Source organism: Shewanella eurypsychrophilus, from assembly GCF_007004545.3.
GTDB classification, from domain to species: Bacteria; Pseudomonadota; Gammaproteobacteria; order Enterobacterales; family Shewanellaceae; genus Shewanella; species Shewanella eurypsychrophilus.
This window is the reverse complement of record NZ_CP045503.2, coordinates 4,147,961-4,166,000: the sequence shown is the minus strand read 5'-3', so window position 1 is coordinate 4,166,000 and position 18,040 is coordinate 4,147,961. Positions and strand designations below refer to the sequence as shown.

Here is an 18,040-nt window from a genome sequence, read left to right as displayed (position 1 = left end):
ATGCACTTCATTACTCAGTTTAGTCAGGCTTGGGTTGCTCTGTTAGTTACTATGGCCCTTGTTTTGTCGCCAATAGCTATTGCTGATGAAAGTCGTTTAAAGATCTCAGTCGGAGGTTTTTACTCGACATCTGACTCAGGCATGGATGTCACAAGTCCGCTGACAGATAAAGAGTTCGAACTTGATTTCGAAACTGATTTAGAGTTAGTTGAAAGCGAGTTTCTGCCTTTTATTGAAATTGCCTATTGGTTCAATGACCAGCATGGGATCTACTTTGACTGGAAGCGACTCCACCGTGACGCAACCAATAAAAATATCACCGTTCCCTATGAGTTTGAGCACCCGGATCCTGATATTGATGAAACCTACTCTATTCAGCTAGGCGCTGAGATAACGACCACATTCAATGTCGATATTGCCCGCATAGGTTATGGTTATGACTTTTACACTGACGATCGATGGGATCTTATTTTTACCGCTGGCTTGCACGTTATGTGGCTGGAACTTGGCTTTGAAGGTGAGATAGGGGCTTGTCTCGATGAAACTTGTGGCATCATAGATATCGATCCAGATAGTGTGGTGTTTACCGATGTGACAGCGCCGTTGCCGGATCTTGGTTTGCTGGCGCACTATCAATTTGCAGATAGCTGGAGCATCACAGGTCATGCTCAGTATTTTTACATCAAAATAGACAATATAAAGGGTGAGCTGATCGATCTCAGTGGTGGCATTGAATATAACTTTGAAGGTAAATTCGCGGCAGACTTATCTTATAAATATTACAAAGTAACCGCCGATATCGATGGCGATTATACCACTACCAGTATTCATTACGGCTTTCATGGCCCAATGCTAACACTATCTTATGAGTTTTAATCATCAACTAATGATATAGGCTGCGCGAATGATGAGCGCCTATATCATGATTATTTTCTTTATTGTCAGTATTATTTTGTGTGGGAACTAAGATGTTATCGGCTCATTCTGTTCAGCAACGCAGCGCTAATCTAGTCCCTTTATTTAAATCAGAATATACAATTACTCTAGTGAATTTATTAAAGCGGATAGATAAAAATATCTATCCGCTTATTTCAATGGTCGGATTACCTGACAATATTCTAGAGGGTAAACATACTTATGTACCAGAAGCGCCGGTGATCAATCTGCTTGAGCTTCTATATGAAAAGTCTGGACAGAAAAAATTTGGTGAGTTGATCTGGTATGCCTGTAGAAATGTCTTTATCCCGCGATATATAAGCCATATAAAACAAGCTTGTACTTTGAAAGAAGCGATCAAGGCTTTCATAAGTTATATGCACCATGAATCTACTCACACTCATATCCAGTTGCGCTCTCTTGTTGGGAAGACTTGGTTCATTCGTGACAGAAAACAGACTATGGAACATAGTCATCATCTTGCAGAACAATTTGCGCTTATCTTTATGGTGGAGTTAGTTAGGGGGCTAACGAGAAGTGATTGGTCACCAAAAGATGTGGTGATGAAATACGATAATAGACAAGCCCTTAAAGAGGCTTTGATGCTTAAGTCTACTGGGTTTTATACTGAGCGTTCAATCTGTGCCATCAGTTTTAGCGATGAAGAGATTGAGCAGAAAGTTAACTTGAAGTCATCTTGGGATCGAGATGAAACAAAAACCACAACTCCCACAGCACCAGTCAATTTCCTCCATTCATTTAAAGACGCTATTAGTCCCTATATCAGTATGGGAAAAATCCCTATCACACAAGCAGCGTTAATATTAAATATGAGTGTGAGAACCTTACAGCGCAGGCTCGCAGACGAAAAGGCTAGCTATTCAGAGGTCGTAGCTGAGATTATTTATGGCCAAGCCATCAGCTTAATGTCAGACAAGGGAATACCTGTCACCCGAATATCTTCAACCCTTGGTTACTCAGATGTTTCACACTTTTCAAGAGCATTTAAACGCATGACGGGGCAATCACCGCGGGCGTATAGAAAATCGTTGGCATGAAATGGTAACTATGTCTGTGGGCATCATTTTATAATTGAGCTATCTTTTCTGTTGGAAGTGTTAGAAAGATAATAAGTGAGTACTGAGCCTTAATGCTGTAACCATCAGCTCTACTAGCCTGTGTATAGTCGTTAGCTATGCGCTCACATTCTAAAAGTCTATTTATGTGTAGGATGCGGTATATTCGCACTGTTATTTTTATCCGTTATAAGGGTTCATTATGAATTTTAATTTTTCTCGTCTCGTTAAAGTTACTGTTATCGTCACTTCGCTGGTATTAACAGGCTGTGCAACTGGTAATACTCCAGAGGCTAAGAAAGCCAATGCACGGCAGGAGACTGATGCAGCATTGATTGAGATTTACTCTGAGCATAAAGGTGCCAAATCTGCAGTCTCAAGCTCAATCGCTTACGTGACTTGTACTGGCAGTAACAGTTATCTGTTTGCACTCTCAACAGGTGGCGGTGTGTGTGTACTCAATGAAAAAGGGGCGATCTCTTATTATCGTTTTGCAACGGGTGGAGTCGGTGCGGGTATAGGCTGGAAACAAGTGGCTTTCGTACAAGCATTCATGGATAGAGATGCACTGGTTCGTTTTAAAGAATCTGGGTATGAGGGACAGGCACAGGCTGAAGCAAGTGCAGAATATGAGGGCAGTGGCGATCAAGCGTCTGCTAACCAGTCTGTAGATGTCTCTGGGGTGAAAAGCTATCAGGTCAACTTAATGGGAGCGGCTGCACAGGCGACAGTCCAAGGTTATAAGTATTGGAAAACAGATTTTACCGATGACTTTATCGAGAAAGGTGAGTAACATTTTTCTTAGTACGCTGAGCCAATGTGGCCTATAGGTTCACATTGGCTCAGAACCATTCCTACCAGCAAGTATAAATTTAATCATTTATTTTCATCTATATAGTTGATTATCATTAAAACTAGCTATAACTTCTTTACAATTGTTTAACTTTTGATGTGGCCAACTCTGGCTCAATAAGGAAATTCCATGAGTGCTTCTAAAAGTGACACTTCCGATTGGTTTACTAAACATGCCGTAGAGGCAGCCATAAAAATAGCCGCTATTTTTATGGTGGTGATCTGGTGTTTTGAGATTATTAAACCTTTTATCATGCCCATTGTATGGGGGGGAATAATCGCGATAACCTTATATCCCTTGGTCTGCAAGTTATCAGAGAAAAGTGGTTTGAGTCTTGGCCGTTCGAGTGCATTAGTGACCATACTTTCGCTGGCCTTACTCTTGATCCCTGCATTTATGTTTTCTGGCGCTCTGGTCAGCGGTACTCAAGATTTTATTGGTGAAATTCAGGAAGGCACTTTTGTTATCCCGCCACCCAAGGAGTCAGTCGCCGACTTACCCTTGATCGGTGATAAATTATATAGTCTCTGGGATAAGTCGTCATCAAACCTAGATAACGTGCTCAAAACTCACAATGAAGAGATTAAAGCCTTTGCAGCTAAAGGCGCAGCAGCCTTAGGTGGTTTCGGCATGACGGTTTTACAGTTTGTTATTTCAATTATCATAGGTGGGGTATTTATTACCAATACTCGAGGCGCCAGTGAGGTATGCCATAAAGTAGCCAGTAGACTTGCAGGTTCCTATGGCGCCGAATTTTCAACTCTGTCTGTGGCAACGGTACGTAGTGTTGTTCAGGGAGTGATAGGTGTGGCATTCATTCAGTCAATTTTGGCTGGTGTCGGTATGGGGCTCGTGGGCGTTCCAGCAACAGGGATTTGGATGTTAGCTGTGTTAGTTTTGGCTATTGTACAGCTTCCACCTATCTTAGTACTGGCTCCTATCATTGCTTATGTGTTTTCCGTAGAAAGTTCATCGGTTGCTATCATGTTTATGGTTTGGGCCATTTTAGTCAGTGCAAGTGACGCGTTCCTCAAACCTATGTTGATGGGGCGTGGTGTCGATATTCCTATGCTGGTTATTTTACTTGGTGCTATTGGTGGCATGATGATGTCAGGCATTGTCGGTTTGTTTGTCGGTGCTGTGGTGATGGGACTTGGCTATAAGTTGTTTATAGCCTGGATAGATAGTGAGACTGACTCAGTTGATGAGAAAGACGTCTCTGTTAATACTGAAACAGAGTAAGCGCAATGGGACACAAAATTACCCAAGAAGATAACTTCGGTTATCTTCTTTTGTCACTGATATTTTTACTGCTAGGTTCGGCGATTGCTGAGCAGTTACTTCATGGTGGTCAAATAATGATAGTCGCCACGACTATTATTTGTTTGTCTATTGCTGTCATTGGAGTCGGCAAAGATAAGTTGATGTTTAGAAATGGTTTAGGCATTTTGTTAGCTATTGTCGCCTTATCAACGTTAGGTTCTATGATGGAGACCCTCAACTTAGACCTTATCACCTTACTCGCCATCTTAGGCTTCCTATTAATGTCGACTTGGACTGCAGCCAAACAAGTACTGTTTAGCGGTAAGATCACCAGTAATCAGATTATTGGTTCCATCTGTATATTTCTATTGATGGGACTCATTTGGGCGATGATTTACTTGATCAATATTGAGTTGTTTGGACAGGCTTTCAATGGACTAGAAGTGAAGCCTTGGACCGATAATTTCACCAGCGTGATCTATTACAGCTTTATCACCTTAACGACAGTGGGCTATGGCGAAATATCACCAGCACTGCCAGTGCCTCGTGCTCTGGCCTATATGGAGGCGATCGCAGGTCAGTTTTACATGGCTATCCTAGTGGCTAGCCTCGTCGGTGCTAAGATGTCCCAGAGTCACGATAGCTAGTGTGGGGGTAAAACTTGTTTCATGTAGTAGTTAATGCAGCAGCTAATATAGCAAGACTAGTGGCTAGCCTAGTCGGCGCTAAGATGTCTCAGAGTCACGATAGCTAGTGTGGGGATAAAACTGTTTTATATGGCAGCGAATATAGCAAGACTGGTGGCAAGCCTAGTCGGCGCTAAGTTGTCACTGGGCAGTGATGATTAGGCTTGTTCATAGATACTTTGAGTGGTTTCTACATAAGTTTGCATAGTTGAAACCTGTTGTTGCTGAGCTTTAGAGCTAACTAAAGCTTCTCTTGCTTCATCGTTATTCGAGACGTAATAAGCGGTGACGGGGGAAATGCTATTACTGTTTCCTGTCGCCATGCCTGCCATATCTGAATAGATTTGATACTGCGCTTTCGCTTTACGATATTCGACATAATTCTCGGCCTTTTCGCCGTTATTAGGAAGTGTAGGCGAAGGCAAGACTTCAGCTTCTTTAGAGGTTACTGCTGGTTGTTTGGAAAGGGTTATAGCTTCGGCAGATAGAGTGACTGAGTCTGTGATGTTAGGTAATGGCTTTGCCGCAACAACTTCAGCTTGATATGCAGATGTTGCCTGGGTTGGAGCTGGCTTTTGGCTAGTATGAGTCCCATTGACTTGTTGAGCATTCGAGTTAATTTGCATATCAATCTCATATATTTAAAATTAGCATTTGATTATACTGCTTCTAAACTGAACATTAACTGAACTAGATCACAAGAATAAACCAATCTCACAATTTGATACATCAGAGTCTATATGATACTGAACAGTACTAAAACTAGTGTTAGTACTAGTATTTGTACTGGTACTGGTATTAGGTCAACAGGTAACTGGCTGAGGCCACTAGGCCTGTAGCCATTAATACGGGCAAAAATTTTAACCGGTAACTAAGAGTGAGGATCACTAAAAGTCCAGTGGCAGCAAGCACGCCTGTAAAGAATATACTGCCATAAACTACGCCCTGTTTAGCGATACTCAAATAATAACTTAGCGTAAGCATTGCCCAACCAGACCAATATAAACATCTGCTTTGAGTCGACGTTGGCGCCTTTTTAAATGTGTCCCTGAAGTTAGAGAACATGGCCAAAGCTAAACAGCTAAAGGCAATATAGCTAATACACAGTATGGCTAATACCATCAAGTTAGATATCATCATTAAGCTCCCGCTCTGGCTAAACTTTGTTTTTTTAATCGCAGCGTCGTTTTCTTTCCTTTGACAACCGATTTATTTTTAACCGCAGTGTTGATTTTTTTGACAGCGAAAAGTAGGCCCAAACCAATGACAAATGCTAGAAGGTCGAAACCCACTAAGATCCACTGTTTGTTGATGATATTGCCAATGAGATCACTAGGCGACGTTATTGCGTTGAGTAATGGAATGGTGATAAAGCTTAATCCTCCTAGGCCTAACACCCATCGCCAACTAGCCAAGGTACGATTAAAGCATGCGAGCAAGCCAACGAAAGCGAGTGTGATAAAGAAGCTATCTACTTCCCATTGTGCTCTGTCTTGTATACCTAACGGGATCATTCGGTTGGCATAGAAAAATACCGATGTTGCTAAGGGAAGCCCTGCAATAAAGGTAAGGTTGAGGCCTTCAATTAATCGTAGGCCAATACTCGCGGCTTCTCCTTTACTGATATTTTTCAGTTGTTTCTGGCGAATTTTAACTGCCCAAAGTAGCGCTCCCGTAGCAATCATAGCGCAGCCCAGTAAACCACAAATAAAGAAAAAACCGCGTAGGGTTGAGCCTGCAAATCTCGCCGTATGCAGAGACATTAAGGTATCGTAGGTTGCATGGGTCGCAGACTCTTCTATAGGTGTCATGGTTATTAGCTCACCTGTAACACCGCTGAATATGATTTGAGTGCGTTTGTCGGTGACTAGCTGTTCATTGTTACGATAAAAGCTGATCTGACTATTCTGGTCATAGGGTGAAGAAATGATAACTTGCTTGATCGGCGCTTCTCCCCAGTAACTTCTCACCTGAGGTAATAAACTGGCTGCCGATATTAATTCAGCATCTTGTCCACTGGGCTTTGTTTGTACTCTCGATGGGTTTAACTCGGCGCGAAAAGCGCGATTATCACCGTCGTAGTTTGTGAACACCCCCCAAGGCATATACATAAACATTAGGGTGATAAGACCTGTATATGTGATCATCAAATGATAGGGAAGTGCCATCACTGAGCTGACATTATGAGCATCTAACCAAGAGCGACTGCCCTTGTTGCGCCTGAAACTGAAAAAATCTTTAAATATGCGTTTATGGATCACGATCCCGCTTATCAGGGCAACAAGCATAAACATGCTACAAAAGCCTATTATCCAACGAGCAATTTTGGCAGGCATATAATGAAGATCGAAGTGCAATCGATAGAAAAAGTTGCCGCCTTTAGACTCACGAACTTCACTAATCATCTTCTCACTATCGGGTTTAACGATCAATTCATGAAACTCACCACGACGCTGTCCGGCTTCAGGTTGAGTTTGCCAGCCATAACTAAGATAAGGTTTGCGTTCAGTGGGTAAATATATTCGCCAGTCTTTCGCATCTTCAGTGTTGTCGCTTAAGAACTTTTGCCCTGACAGTAACTGATTACTCAGTTCTCCGGCTTGATAATGCTGCAAGGTACCTGAGTGTAATTCAGGCTTGGTCCACAGCGATATCTCATGACGGAAATAGCTGATACTGCCAGCAAAGAAAACAATCAGTAGTAACCAGCAGACAAGCAGGCCTACCCAAGTATGGAGCCATGTCATGGAGCGAAAAAAAGTATCTTTCATTTTATTACCTAGAAAAGCTTTAAGTCATCATCACAGTGGCCGAGTATAAACTCGCACTTAGCACTAAAGATTCCAGCCAGGCTCGCACTGGGGATTGCAGACTGAAAGTACGAATTGCACTGGAGGCATAAACAGCAAAGGAGAGCATGGTTGCAACTAAAGTTGCATCCACAGTCGGAAGCGGCAGTAATATAGCAATAAACCCACATGCACTAGCAGCAACTAGGTAGCCACCAAGTATTGCCGCCAAAACTCTAGAGAGCATTGGCCCAGGTATAGGGCGATATAGAATTATTTTTTGTAATAACGTCATGTTTTTAACTTGAAGTGATGCACTGTTTGGCAATCCGTTTAACCTGTTGATATAAAGTACATCAACTTGGTAGTAAGGATTTTACCTTAGACTTTAAGCTTTGGTAACTGTTTTCATTCTCATTTACATGTAAGTTTACATTGTGAGAAGCCGCTCTCATTTTATTGGTCTAATATGGATTCAATAGTGAATAAAAATTAATCATCATTCTGAGTAAGTATGGTTTATGCTTAGTCTCAGCTGACTCGTTATCAGTCTTTTGAGTGATAAAAAATCAGCGTATTGTTTACTTTTATGACGTTTACCTTAGTTTTGTCTTTATTTTAAGCATTGAATATAGCCGAGACTTGCTTTTTCTGAGCATCAGGAGTAAATATTAAGACAGCTAGTTTGGAATCGTAAGTGATGAGCCTCCGGCGTGATCTACACGCGCAGAAGGTAGGCTAAAATAGCCGCCAAGAGGTACTTTCATCACATTTGATTCTTAAGCTGGAATGGTAATTGTTATGGCAATTGTTAGAATGTATATAGAGCTAGAGCGGCCTAATGAGTGATAAAGTCCTCAGTTGAACGTTAGTAGACAATGTAAATTCGAAAAAAAGTTATATTGTCCCTTGAGTTTTTTACTAACGCCCCCAGTTCTATTATTGAAGTAATTCTTAAAAGGAAAACCTATGAAAATAAATCTTTCTGGTCACCACGTAGATGTTACAGATTCAATCAAAGAACATTTGAACGAAAAGTTTTCCAAGATAGCCACTCATTTCCCGACATTAATCTCGTTAGATGTCACCATCTCTAAAGAGCATGGTGAATATCAGGTTGAGTTGCGCACTAATTATGAAGGTAGTCGAATCTCTGCATCGGGGACAAACGATGTCATGTATCCGGCTATTGCGATTACTAAGAAGAAGCTCGAGGCAGCGCTAAAACACCGTAAGGGTCAGCTAAAAGCAGATAAGCATGAGAAGCCAGTAAGTACGACGCCAGAAATCGCTCACGAGCTGGTTCAAGAGATGAAGCTGGTATAACGCTCACTCTAAGGACTGAAGTTAAAAAAAGCCATCATATAGATGGCTTTTTTGCATTTTGGCTTTTGTGTTTTTAAATAAAACTCAAGTGATAGCTAAGAACTATTGAGACAGTTTACAACCCGTTGTTATTTCTGAGTTGGTGTAGAGGATATCGCTAGCATTAGGTGTAAACTCGCCTGAATTGATATGTCCTTTTGCTTCAAGGAAATCTCTGAGTGATTTAGCATCAGAAACGCCGGTATTGCGAGGGGTCAATACTGGGTAGCTATCGCCTCCCGATGCACTATAACTTGGTACTGTTATTGTGTAAGTGGCATCAGAGCTAAAGCCTTTACCTGCAATATCACTGATCTCAACAGAGCTATTCATACAGTCGACCGTCATCTTAACGCCAGCGAGCTGAGCATAGCCACCAGATCCAACCTGAATAGAGGCGACTACGCCTAAATATTCTGTTAGTTCTGCTCCTGTCATATCACTGACTGTGATGTCATTACCAAAAGGCTGCACCGTGAGTACGTCACGATAGGTGATCTCCCCAGCCTCTATACCCGCACGGATCCCTCCTGAGTTCATCACACCGATATCATAGTTTGCGCCATCGGTGACCATGTTGGCTTTGGCGAGCAAATGACCTAAGTCAATCTGCATATCGCTCTGTCCGCGCTCGAAGGCTGCGTCGGTAGAGGCGATGGTGATATCAAGCTCCTCTTGACCTTGCTCTTTAAAGGGGCGCAAAAACTCTTTAACAATCGGATCTTGTTTTATCTCATTACCCACTAAGATGCGGTCACCATTTTCATCTTTGACCTTTAAGTTCACGGGAATTAACTTATAGCTGGCTAAGTGTAGCTCACCGCCAAAATATTCGAAGTTGGCTTGACCTACATATTTACCCCATTCATGGGCTTGCATTATATAGGTGCCATTTTGCTGATCCGGTAAACATTCATCACCCGGTTTAAAGTCCGCGTAGTTATCGGTGCCTGGCTCCATACAGACTGGGTTTTGTGAGTGTCCGCCAAATATAGCCTGTAGTTGACCTTGTTCCAGTGCTTTGGCTAGTGCAATATCTCCCGGTGCATTACTTCCCGGATTACCATTCTCGTAGTGACCCATATGGGTGGTGGCCAGGATGATATCTGGTTTCTCATTTGCTTCAAGCTCAGTGATGACCTTCAGCATCTCCTCCTTAGGATCGGTGAACGTAAGCTCACCGACAATTTGAGGGTTACCAATAGTGGCAGTATCTTCTGTGATGAGACCAATGACAGCGACTTTAAGGGAGCCTAAGTTGAATATCTTATAAGCATCAAAGTAGCGTGCTAATGATGGATTATTTTGTTCATCTAGCTCAGTCTTATAAATGTTAGCTGCTAGCCATGGGAAGTTAGACCAGTCTCTTTGCTTATCCATAACGTCCAATGCATTATCGAACTCATGGTTACCAACGGCCATGGCATCATACTCAAGCAGGTTCATGCCTTTAAAATCTGGCTCTGCATTTTGTAGATCTGACTCAGGCACACCGGTATTAATATCACCTCCTGAGAGAAGTAAAGTATGGCCTCCTTCACTAGCGACCTGATCACGGATCTGCTGAATTAACGTTTTGCGAGCAGCCATTCCGTATTCGCCGTACTTGCTTTCCCAGAAGCGTCCGTGATTATCATTGGTATGCAGTATGGTAAACTTTATGCAGTTATCATCACCACAAGTTTCCTCAACGGGTGCTTTATCACTATCACTACATCCAGATAAAGCAACTAAGACTGCTGCTGATATAAGACTTTTTATTAGTTTGTTGTTCACTGTTAACCCCTGTAATTTTATTCTTCAATAAATTGAATTGTTTTTATGGATATGTGTATTTGGCTGAACATTTAGTTAACAATGATGCTACTGAGAGGGAGGCTGAAATATCAGGACAAATGTCTGGATTAGTGTGAGTTTTTGTAACTGATGTGATCTTGCTTGCATGTTACTGCAGAATAAAATGGATCAGCATTGTCAATGAGATGACAATGCTGACTTGGCTAGAACAATGGCTGTTTTTTATCTCATCGAGCCCTTGTATTCAATGAACTCAATCACGTTGTTATCAGGATCATGTATAAAGAAAGAGGTACCGGTAGGGCTTGCTGCTAAGTTGAGAGGCGGGATTGAGAGGGTAATTGAAAGTGAGGGATAAAATAAGGTTTAAGTCTCTAGGGCCTAAGCCCTAGAGACTAAGAGCTAGGAACTCATTCCTCGCTCTCATTCATCCGTTTTTCATAATCTTTAGGGGGCGGTGTCCAGCCGCGCTCCACTCTGGCTTGTTCATCCAGGTGTTCACTCTTCATCGCTTTTGAAATGGCAGTTTCTAACTCAATAAACAGCTCTCTGAAATGGGTGCTGTATTTACTGTCTTCACTGTTCTTCTTCCACATCTCATAGAGTGAGTCCTTGTAACAAAGCTCGAGCTCACGCAGAGTGGCTTTTTTCTGCTCAGCCTTGAAGGGATGTACTCCTAGAGCGATTAGTGCCTCTTTGCCTAGCTCCAATGCCGAATGATAGGTTTCGCTGACGATGAAATCCGCACCTGCATGTTTGAGTTCGAAGTGATGTCCTCTATCGAAGGCTCGGGCGTAGATCATTACCTTAGGATAGGTGTGCTTGATGTACTGGGTCAGCTCCACGGCGCGCTCATTGTTGTCTATGGCTATGACTAACATAGTTGCATCTTCGATACCTGCGGTGTGTAGCAGGTCTGGCTGGGTGGCATCCCCATAGAAGCTTTTGACATTGATTTTTCTTAGGTTAGCCACCTGATCGACAGATTGATCCAGCACCACAGTCTTGATCTTATTGGCGACAAGAAAGCGGTTGACCATCTGGCCGAAGCGACCAACACCTGCGATGATCACTGTGCCTCTTTCAGTGATCTCATCGGCCTCGGGTTTGTTTTCACTCTTTTCGTATCTGGGTAGGATAACTTTGTCGAAGAAGATGAATAAACCAGGAGTCAAGAACATAGATAGGGCGACGACTAAGGAGAGCATCTGGGCAAGATCTGTTGGAATGACATGGTTTTGTACTGTGTAGCTAAGGAGCACAAAGCCAAATTCACCGGCCTGAGCCAGACTGAGGGCAAACAGCCAACGGTCACTGTTTCTTATCTTAAAGATAAAGGCCAAGGCTAATAAGACCAGAGCTTTGACTAGCATGACACCAGCAGTGAGCCCCAGCACTGGATCAATGTTGCTGGCAAGCACACCAAAATCGATACCAGCACCGACAGTAATGAAAAACAGACCTAATAATAGTCCTTTAAAAGGTTCGATATTGGACTCAAGCTCGTGGCGGAATTCGCTGTTGGCCAGCACGACACCCGCCAAAAAGGTTCCCAAAGCAGGAGAAAGTCCCACTAGACTCATTAAGGCTGCAATACCTATGACTAACATAAGCGCCGTTGCGGTAAATATTTCACGAAGCCCAGAGCTAGCGACGTAGCGAAACAGTGGGCGGCTCAGGTAATGGCCACCAACGACAACTGCTGCAATGGCGAGCAACACTGTGATGCCGTAGGCCCAACCGGGAAGCCCGGCGACCAGTGATAGCTCCTCATGATGTTCTGCAGCTTGTCCAACGACACTTTGTGCTTTTTCCACCAATTCTGGCAGAGCGAGCAGTGGGATAAGTGCCAACATAGGGATCACGGCGATATCTTGGAACAAGAGCACAGAGAAGGCATTCTTGCCTCCTTCCGTTTTGTTGAGGTCTTTTTCACTAAAAGTTTGCAGTACAATCGCGGTCGATGACAGGGCAAAGATGAGTCCCACGGTAAAGGCCACACTCCAAACCAGACCAAAATAGAGACCAGCTGCTGTGATAACCGCCGTAGTAATGCCGATCTGTAATCCACCTAAGCCGATGAGCTTATTGCGCATATCCCATAGCATGCGGGGCTCGAGTTCTAAGCCCACTAAGAAGAGCATCATCACCACACCGAATTCGGCGAAGTGCTGCAGGGTATTGGTTTCACTACCTACTAGGCCGACGATGGGACCTATCACCACACCGGCAATGAGATAACCTAGCACCGAACCAAGCCCTAAACGTTTAGCTAAAGGCACGGCAATCACGGCGGCGCACAGGTAGATAAAGGCTTGAATAAAATAAGCTGTCATAAAAAATCACCTCGTCCTTGGGTTAGCGTGTTTGATATGTTTCAGGTGTTTCTTGCATAAGCGCTCGATTAAGCAGTGGCAAGGAGGCGGCGTGAGACAAGTCCAGCGTGCTTGTGGCTAATGAGGTGAGCAGGGCATTAAATGCATCAATGTGGCCGGTAACTCTTCCCTCTTCGCTGGCATTTCGACTGCTAAACAGCACGAAGGGAGCGAGGTAGTGCATACCGGTTAAGTTGGCGGTTTGCTCTATGGGATATAACAGCTCTCGAATCGAGAAATGATTATAGCCCTCATGTTGATAGGCTTTTTCGTTGCCCCCTGCCGTGGTAGCACAAAAGAAGGTTTTGCCCTTTAACGCCGTGCCATCTGTGCCATAGGCAAAGCCATACTCGAGAACAAGATCTTGCCATTGTTTTAATATGGCGGGAGTCGAATACCAGTGCAGAGGAAACAGAAATATAATCACATCATGATCCACGAGGCGTTGTTGCTCTCTATCGATATTGATGTGAAAAGTCGGGTACTCACGATAAAGATCGATAGCGGTGACATCATGGTGTGTTTGACTGGCTTTAAATAGTAGCTTGTTGACTTCGGAACGCTCTTGAGAAGGGTGGGCGAATAACACGAGAATTTTTTTTCTTTCCTCTGGCATAACGGATCCTTGTGAGAGGGCGATGGCTCTGTGAAAGAGAGTACATGCACGTTGAATTAAGTTAGCACAGGTTATGACTTATACATACTTAGCATTTAACTAAAGCTTATAAGCAGCACTGATTGACTGGGCTATTGGATTACTAACTAAATGAGCCCTAATTGCAGTGCTTTCAACACGGCTTGAGTGCGATCTCGGCTCTCAAGTTTGAGTAAGATGTTCGACACATGGTTCTTAACCGTACCTTGTGCCAGAAAGATAGAGTCCGCGATCTCTTTGTTGGAGAAGCCACCGGCCATCAGGGTGAGTATTTCCGATTCTCGGCTGGTTACTGCGATGCTCGACAGGCTGTCTATATTAAGTTGTTGATGATTACTCGTCACTTGCTGCAGAACATCAGGCTCTATCAAGTATCCCCCATTGGCGACCTTGGTAATGGCCGAAATCAGCTTGTCTAATGAGACATCTTTAAGTAAAAAACCATTGGCGCCATGGGTGATGCTGGCCATCAAGAGCTCATTATCATCGAAGGTGGTCAGCATGATCACTGGAGTGTTATTCCCTGTACGCCTTATCTGCTTAAGCATGCCGATCCCATCTAGTTCAGGCATTCTAATGTCACTGAGTACCAGATCGACACTTTGTGTTTCTAGCTTATTTAGGGCTTGCTGACCATTTTCTGCCTGCCAGAGTACTTTTACCCGATCTGAGATGGCCAGCAGACTGGCAATTCCTTGTCTGACGAGTTGTTGGTCATCGACTAACGCTAAGGTGATCGGTTTAAGCATCTGCTGTTTTTTCCTTGTGTTGTTATATCTGACATTGTCAGTTTTATATATCCATATGATGAAGCTAAGGTTCTTTCGGTTGTTCGCAACTAATATGTAGTTCAGCACCTGCCATTGTTACACCGTTATTGGTACCGCTAACTTTCAGTTCAACGTGACCGTTAAATGGAGCGAGACGCTCATTCATCCCTTTGAGTCCAGAGCCTGGTAATGCCGTTGTATTGCTCATGTTGCCATTGTCTTTAAGGATGATGTTAATTTTATTCTGCTCTTGGCTCATGTCTAGCCACAAGGTGTTGGCTTGTCCGTGACGAACCGCGTTACTGATCCCTTCCTGAAGAATGAGTACCAAGTCTTGAGCTAACTCAGTTGAGGTTAAAGGCGGTAGGTTGCTGATGTTGAGTGTGATCCCAGGGAGACGGTTCATTAGCGCCTTGATGGCGGGGCTGAGATCTAAGCCGACAATATCACGTTGTTTCTTCACGACGGCTCTGATGCTGGAAAGTAACTCTTTAGCAAGCTGCTTACTCTGCTCAACCTCACTCTTTGTTTCTTCGGATACCTTGTGGCTAAGTACCTCTAACTGCAGTGAAAGTGCTGTGAGCTGGTGGCCCAAAATATCGTGTAGATCTCGAGATATTCTTACTCTCTCTTGATGTTGGCTTGACTGGCTCAACAATGAACGAGTCGCTATCAGCTGCTGGTTGAGTATCTCTTGCTGCATGCGAGCATCGGCTTCGCTCAATCTCGCCTGGCTGCTGCTATAGGCAAAGAACTGAAATCCCATATAGATGAGAACGGTAAATCCGGCGCTGGTGCTCTCGTGATTAAGGTTATGAATGAGATAAAAAATGAGGTTGACTGATAGAAGACTGAATATGGCCAGTCGCTTGCTAACAAGCCCCGGAAGTTGTGATGCCCAGATCACCAATAAGATAGGGGTGATCATATTGGCGTCATAACGAATAAGAATGAGGGTGAGTATGGCCTGTGAATAGACGACTAATCTGGATGTTCTCTGGCTGTATTTATAGAGAAAGTGTGTCGAGATTAATAGAAATAGGATTAAGAAGCTGACATACCCAGAGCCCGTTATCACGCGCGCTATGGGGCTCAATGTTTGACTTAACGCCAACCAAGTCACTAAGGCCCAGGTTCCAGCGCCTGCGAGTGTGAGCATTAAACTCTCTTTGGTAAATATTCGTCCTTGCACGTGAGCATTTTCCTTTGTTTTACCTTGGTCTATCCGTTAGTTATCTATCGGTTAATGTCTAATTGAGAAGTCTAAGCACTAAAAATCATCAGCAATAAAACATAAATCGTTACTTTTGGCACCTGTTAATAGATTTCGCATTTTGTAAACTGGATGCATATTAACTCGCTCAATCATGACACAAGGAAAGTCTAATGAAAAACCTCAACATTCAAAGTAAGTTAACGGGTCGCAATCTTCTAGCCATCGCCTCTCTACTGTTTATGCCTCAGGTTAATGCGGATACGCTGACTGTGACATTAGATAATATACAAGTGCAGCAAGGTAGCTTATTAGTCGCAGTATATATGGGGGAGGAGAGTTATGCTGCAAACGAAGAGGCTGTTGTATCAATCAAAAAAGCGGCGACATCTGAATCACATACTCTGGTGTTTACAGATCTAGTCCCTGGGGAATATGCAATTAAGGTGATGCACGATGAAAATGATAATGGCAGCTTAGATACCAATTTTCTTGGGGTGCCAAGTGAAGGGTATGGCTTTAGTAACAATGGCGGTAGCTTCGGTCCGGCAAGTTATCAAGATGCAAAATTTGGTGTCGATGGTGATGCGCAGCTCACGATCCACATTAGATAGGATCACCTTGCCATGTTAAGCTGAAGAGAGTTTATCGGTTCCTCGCTAGCCCTAATGACAAGCTCTGTGACTGCCTCAGTCTGGGGCGCCGCAGCAGACTCAGTGCTTTCTTTAGGCAATGAAAACCATCTCGCTAAAAATAACTGGGCGATGGCGTTTGATGGTGCCATAAGCGACTTTGCTCCACTACAGATGGAAACAAGTGGACATTGGCCCAGTGATTTAAGTGGTTTTCTTTATCGTAATGGCCCCTCTAAGATGCAGCGAGGTGATATGCGGTATCAGCACTGGTTTGACGGTGATGGCATGGTGCAGCAGTTTGAAATATCAGAAGGCGGTGTGAGTCATAAAGGTAAGTTTATCCAGACCAAGAAATTTATGGTTGAGGAGAAGGCGGGCAGGTTCAGATATCGAAGTGCAGGCACCTTAGTGCCAGATGTGTTACCTATTCGAAATAACGATGACATGAATGTGGCCAATACCAGTGTGATCCCCTGGCGCGGTGAGCTGTTGGCATTATGGGAAGCGGGGTCCCCTTATAGAATCGATCCCACAAGTTTAGATACCTTAGGGGTGAAGAGTTTCGGCGACAAGTTTAAGCAGCTACCTTTTTCGGCTCACCCTTTGACTGATGGTGAGGGGGGGATGTGGAATTTCGGTAGCTGGTTTGTAGGTGGTGACAACTCACTCTTGATGTATCAAGTATCAAAAGGTGATGAACTCTCGCGCATAGAAGTGATTAATTTGCCACAAGCCAGTTATATGCATGCATTTGCTCAGAGCCAGAATAAACTCATTTTCTACGTTTCCTCTTGTGTCTATGAAGAGGGACAAACCTATATCGATGCCTTTAAATGGCGGCCAGAGATAGGTTCAAAACTATTGATCATAGATAAGAGTGATTTTACGTTACAGCAGTGGGTGGATCTTCCCGCAGGATTCGCCTTTCATTTTGGCCAAGCCCTCGAAAGAGATAATCGACTTGAGGTTCAAATAAGCCTCTATGCCAATGCCGATATTCTACTTAATGGCATGACTCAATTACTGAGTGGCAAGGCTCGTCATACTGACACGCATGCCGAGTTAGTGACTATTGATGTAGAGCTTGAAAGTATTAAGGTATTAGCTCAGCAAGCTAGCACAAAGAGCAAGGCCCCATCGAAGGTCGCTAAATTAGAGCACAGTGGTATTGAGATGGAGTTTTTACAATTTGATCCGCGTATGTCAGGGTCAATACAGCCGATATTCGGTGTTGGGGCTTCTAAATTCAGTGACTCAGGGCTTAGTGATACCTTGCATTGTGTTACTGATACAGGCTCACAATCTTATTTTTTCGGTGATAACAAGATCATCGAGGAGCCGCTTTATATTGCTGGTAAAGAGGTGAAAGAAGGGTATCTACTCATGACCTGGTTAGACTTTGAAAGCAAATAGACGGGCTTGTCATTGTTTGACTCAGCCAATATTGCTAAGGGCCCGATTGGCGAAGCAAAGATGGCTAGGGTGTTACCACTCGGCTTTCATGGTTGTTTTGTTTAACTTTCATAAGTGAATTAAAATAAATTAGCCGCCACTTTTTCTTTGCGGCTAATGAGTTTGCGCTTCATTAATGGTGAGAAAACTGTAAGAGTCACTGGTAATCAGCATA

Annotated in this window: 17 protein-coding genes; 8 read left to right on the top strand and 9 right to left on the bottom strand. The window is 43.5% G+C overall.

Translation table 11 applies throughout. From position 1 onward, the window contains the following. From FM038_RS17765 to FM038_RS17745, 5 genes are all read left to right on the top strand, one after another. Complete coding sequence (locus FM038_RS17765) at window positions 1-876, top strand: outer membrane protein (RefSeq protein WP_142874651.1); 876 nt, start codon at window positions 1-3, stop codon at window positions 874-876. Window positions 877-968: 92 nt separating this feature from the next. Next, complete coding sequence (locus tag FM038_RS17760; RefSeq protein ID WP_142874650.1) at window positions 969-1,994, top strand: AraC family transcriptional regulator; 1,026 nt, start codon at window positions 969-971, stop codon at window positions 1,992-1,994. Between the two features lie 220 nt (window positions 1,995-2,214). After that, window positions 2,215-2,805, top strand: a complete 591-nt coding sequence (locus FM038_RS17755; RefSeq protein ID WP_142874649.1) for a lipid-binding SYLF domain-containing protein — start codon at window positions 2,215-2,217, stop codon at window positions 2,803-2,805. Between the two features lie 189 nt (window positions 2,806-2,994). Beyond that, the gene (locus FM038_RS17750) at window positions 2,995-4,107 is read left to right on the top strand and encodes an AI-2E family transporter (protein ID WP_142874648.1); all 1,113 of its coding nucleotides are present in this window, start codon (window positions 2,995-2,997) and stop codon (window positions 4,105-4,107) included. Between the two features lie 5 nt (window positions 4,108-4,112). Beyond that, entirely contained in the window at window positions 4,113-4,775 is a 663-nt protein-coding gene (locus FM038_RS17745) for a potassium channel family protein (RefSeq protein ID WP_142874647.1), read from the top strand. Between the two features lie 197 nt (window positions 4,776-4,972). Here FM038_RS17745 and FM038_RS17740 read toward each other — a convergent pair whose 3' ends face one another. The 4 genes from FM038_RS17740 to FM038_RS17725 all read right to left on the bottom strand — a co-directional run bounded on the left by FM038_RS17740 (window position 4,973) and on the right by FM038_RS17725 (window position 7,898). Continuing rightward, complete coding sequence (locus FM038_RS17740; RefSeq protein WP_142874646.1) at window positions 4,973-5,440, bottom strand: hypothetical protein; 468 nt, start codon at window positions 5,438-5,440, stop codon at window positions 4,973-4,975. A 172-nt stretch (window positions 5,441-5,612) separates the two neighbouring features. Then, window positions 5,613-5,954, bottom strand: a complete 342-nt coding sequence (locus tag FM038_RS17735) for a DUF3325 domain-containing protein (protein ID WP_142874645.1) — start codon at window positions 5,952-5,954, stop codon at window positions 5,613-5,615. Beyond that, window positions 5,954-7,585, bottom strand: coding sequence for a PepSY-associated TM helix domain-containing protein (locus tag FM038_RS17730; RefSeq protein ID WP_142874644.1), 1,632 nt, complete (start codon window positions 7,583-7,585; stop codon window positions 5,954-5,956). The genes FM038_RS17735 and FM038_RS17730 overlap by 1 nt, the downstream gene beginning before the upstream one ends. A gap of 19 nt (window positions 7,586-7,604) precedes the next feature. Beyond that, window positions 7,605-7,898 (bottom strand): hypothetical protein, encoded by a 294-nt coding sequence (locus tag FM038_RS17725; RefSeq protein ID WP_142874643.1) that lies wholly within the window; start codon window positions 7,896-7,898, stop codon window positions 7,605-7,607. 674 nt (window positions 7,899-8,572) lie between these two features. Here FM038_RS17725 and hpf point away from each other — a divergent pair. Then, window positions 8,573-8,929, top strand: coding sequence for a ribosome hibernation-promoting factor, HPF/YfiA family (hpf, locus tag FM038_RS17720; protein WP_142874642.1), 357 nt, complete (start codon window positions 8,573-8,575; stop codon window positions 8,927-8,929). A gap of 102 nt (window positions 8,930-9,031) precedes the next feature. On the opposite strand, the gene ushA is transcribed toward hpf, so the two are convergent. The 5 genes from ushA to FM038_RS17695 all read right to left on the bottom strand — a co-directional run bounded on the left by ushA (window position 9,032) and on the right by FM038_RS17695 (window position 15,724). Next, window positions 9,032-10,744, bottom strand: coding sequence for a bifunctional UDP-sugar hydrolase/5'-nucleotidase UshA (gene ushA / locus FM038_RS17715; protein ID WP_142874641.1), 1,713 nt, complete (start codon window positions 10,742-10,744; stop codon window positions 9,032-9,034). A gap of 431 nt (window positions 10,745-11,175) precedes the next feature. Then, complete coding sequence (locus tag FM038_RS17710) at window positions 11,176-13,101, bottom strand: monovalent cation:proton antiporter-2 (CPA2) family protein (protein WP_142874640.1); 1,926 nt, start codon at window positions 13,099-13,101, stop codon at window positions 11,176-11,178. Between the two features lie 22 nt (window positions 13,102-13,123). After that, complete coding sequence (locus FM038_RS17705) at window positions 13,124-13,756, bottom strand: NAD(P)H-dependent oxidoreductase (protein WP_142874639.1); 633 nt, start codon at window positions 13,754-13,756, stop codon at window positions 13,124-13,126. 146 nt (window positions 13,757-13,902) lie between these two features. After that, window positions 13,903-14,544: a response regulator gene (locus FM038_RS17700; protein WP_142874638.1), complete on the bottom strand. Its 642-nt coding sequence runs from the start codon at window positions 14,542-14,544 to the stop codon at window positions 13,903-13,905. Window positions 14,545-14,608: 64 nt separating this feature from the next. Further along, complete coding sequence (locus FM038_RS17695) at window positions 14,609-15,724, bottom strand: sensor histidine kinase (protein WP_142874637.1); 1,116 nt, start codon at window positions 15,722-15,724, stop codon at window positions 14,609-14,611. Window positions 15,725-15,951: 227 nt separating this feature from the next. On the opposite strand from FM038_RS17695, the gene FM038_RS17690 reads away from it, so the two are divergent. Both FM038_RS17690 and FM038_RS17685 read left to right on the top strand, forming a co-directional pair. Then, complete coding sequence (locus FM038_RS17690) at window positions 15,952-16,392, top strand: DUF2141 domain-containing protein (RefSeq protein ID WP_142874636.1); 441 nt, start codon at window positions 15,952-15,954, stop codon at window positions 16,390-16,392. 66 nt (window positions 16,393-16,458) lie between these two features. Beyond that, window positions 16,459-17,826, top strand: a complete 1,368-nt coding sequence (locus tag FM038_RS17685; RefSeq protein WP_223292893.1) for a carotenoid oxygenase family protein — start codon at window positions 16,459-16,461, stop codon at window positions 17,824-17,826. Window positions 17,827-18,040 lie beyond the last annotated feature (214 nt).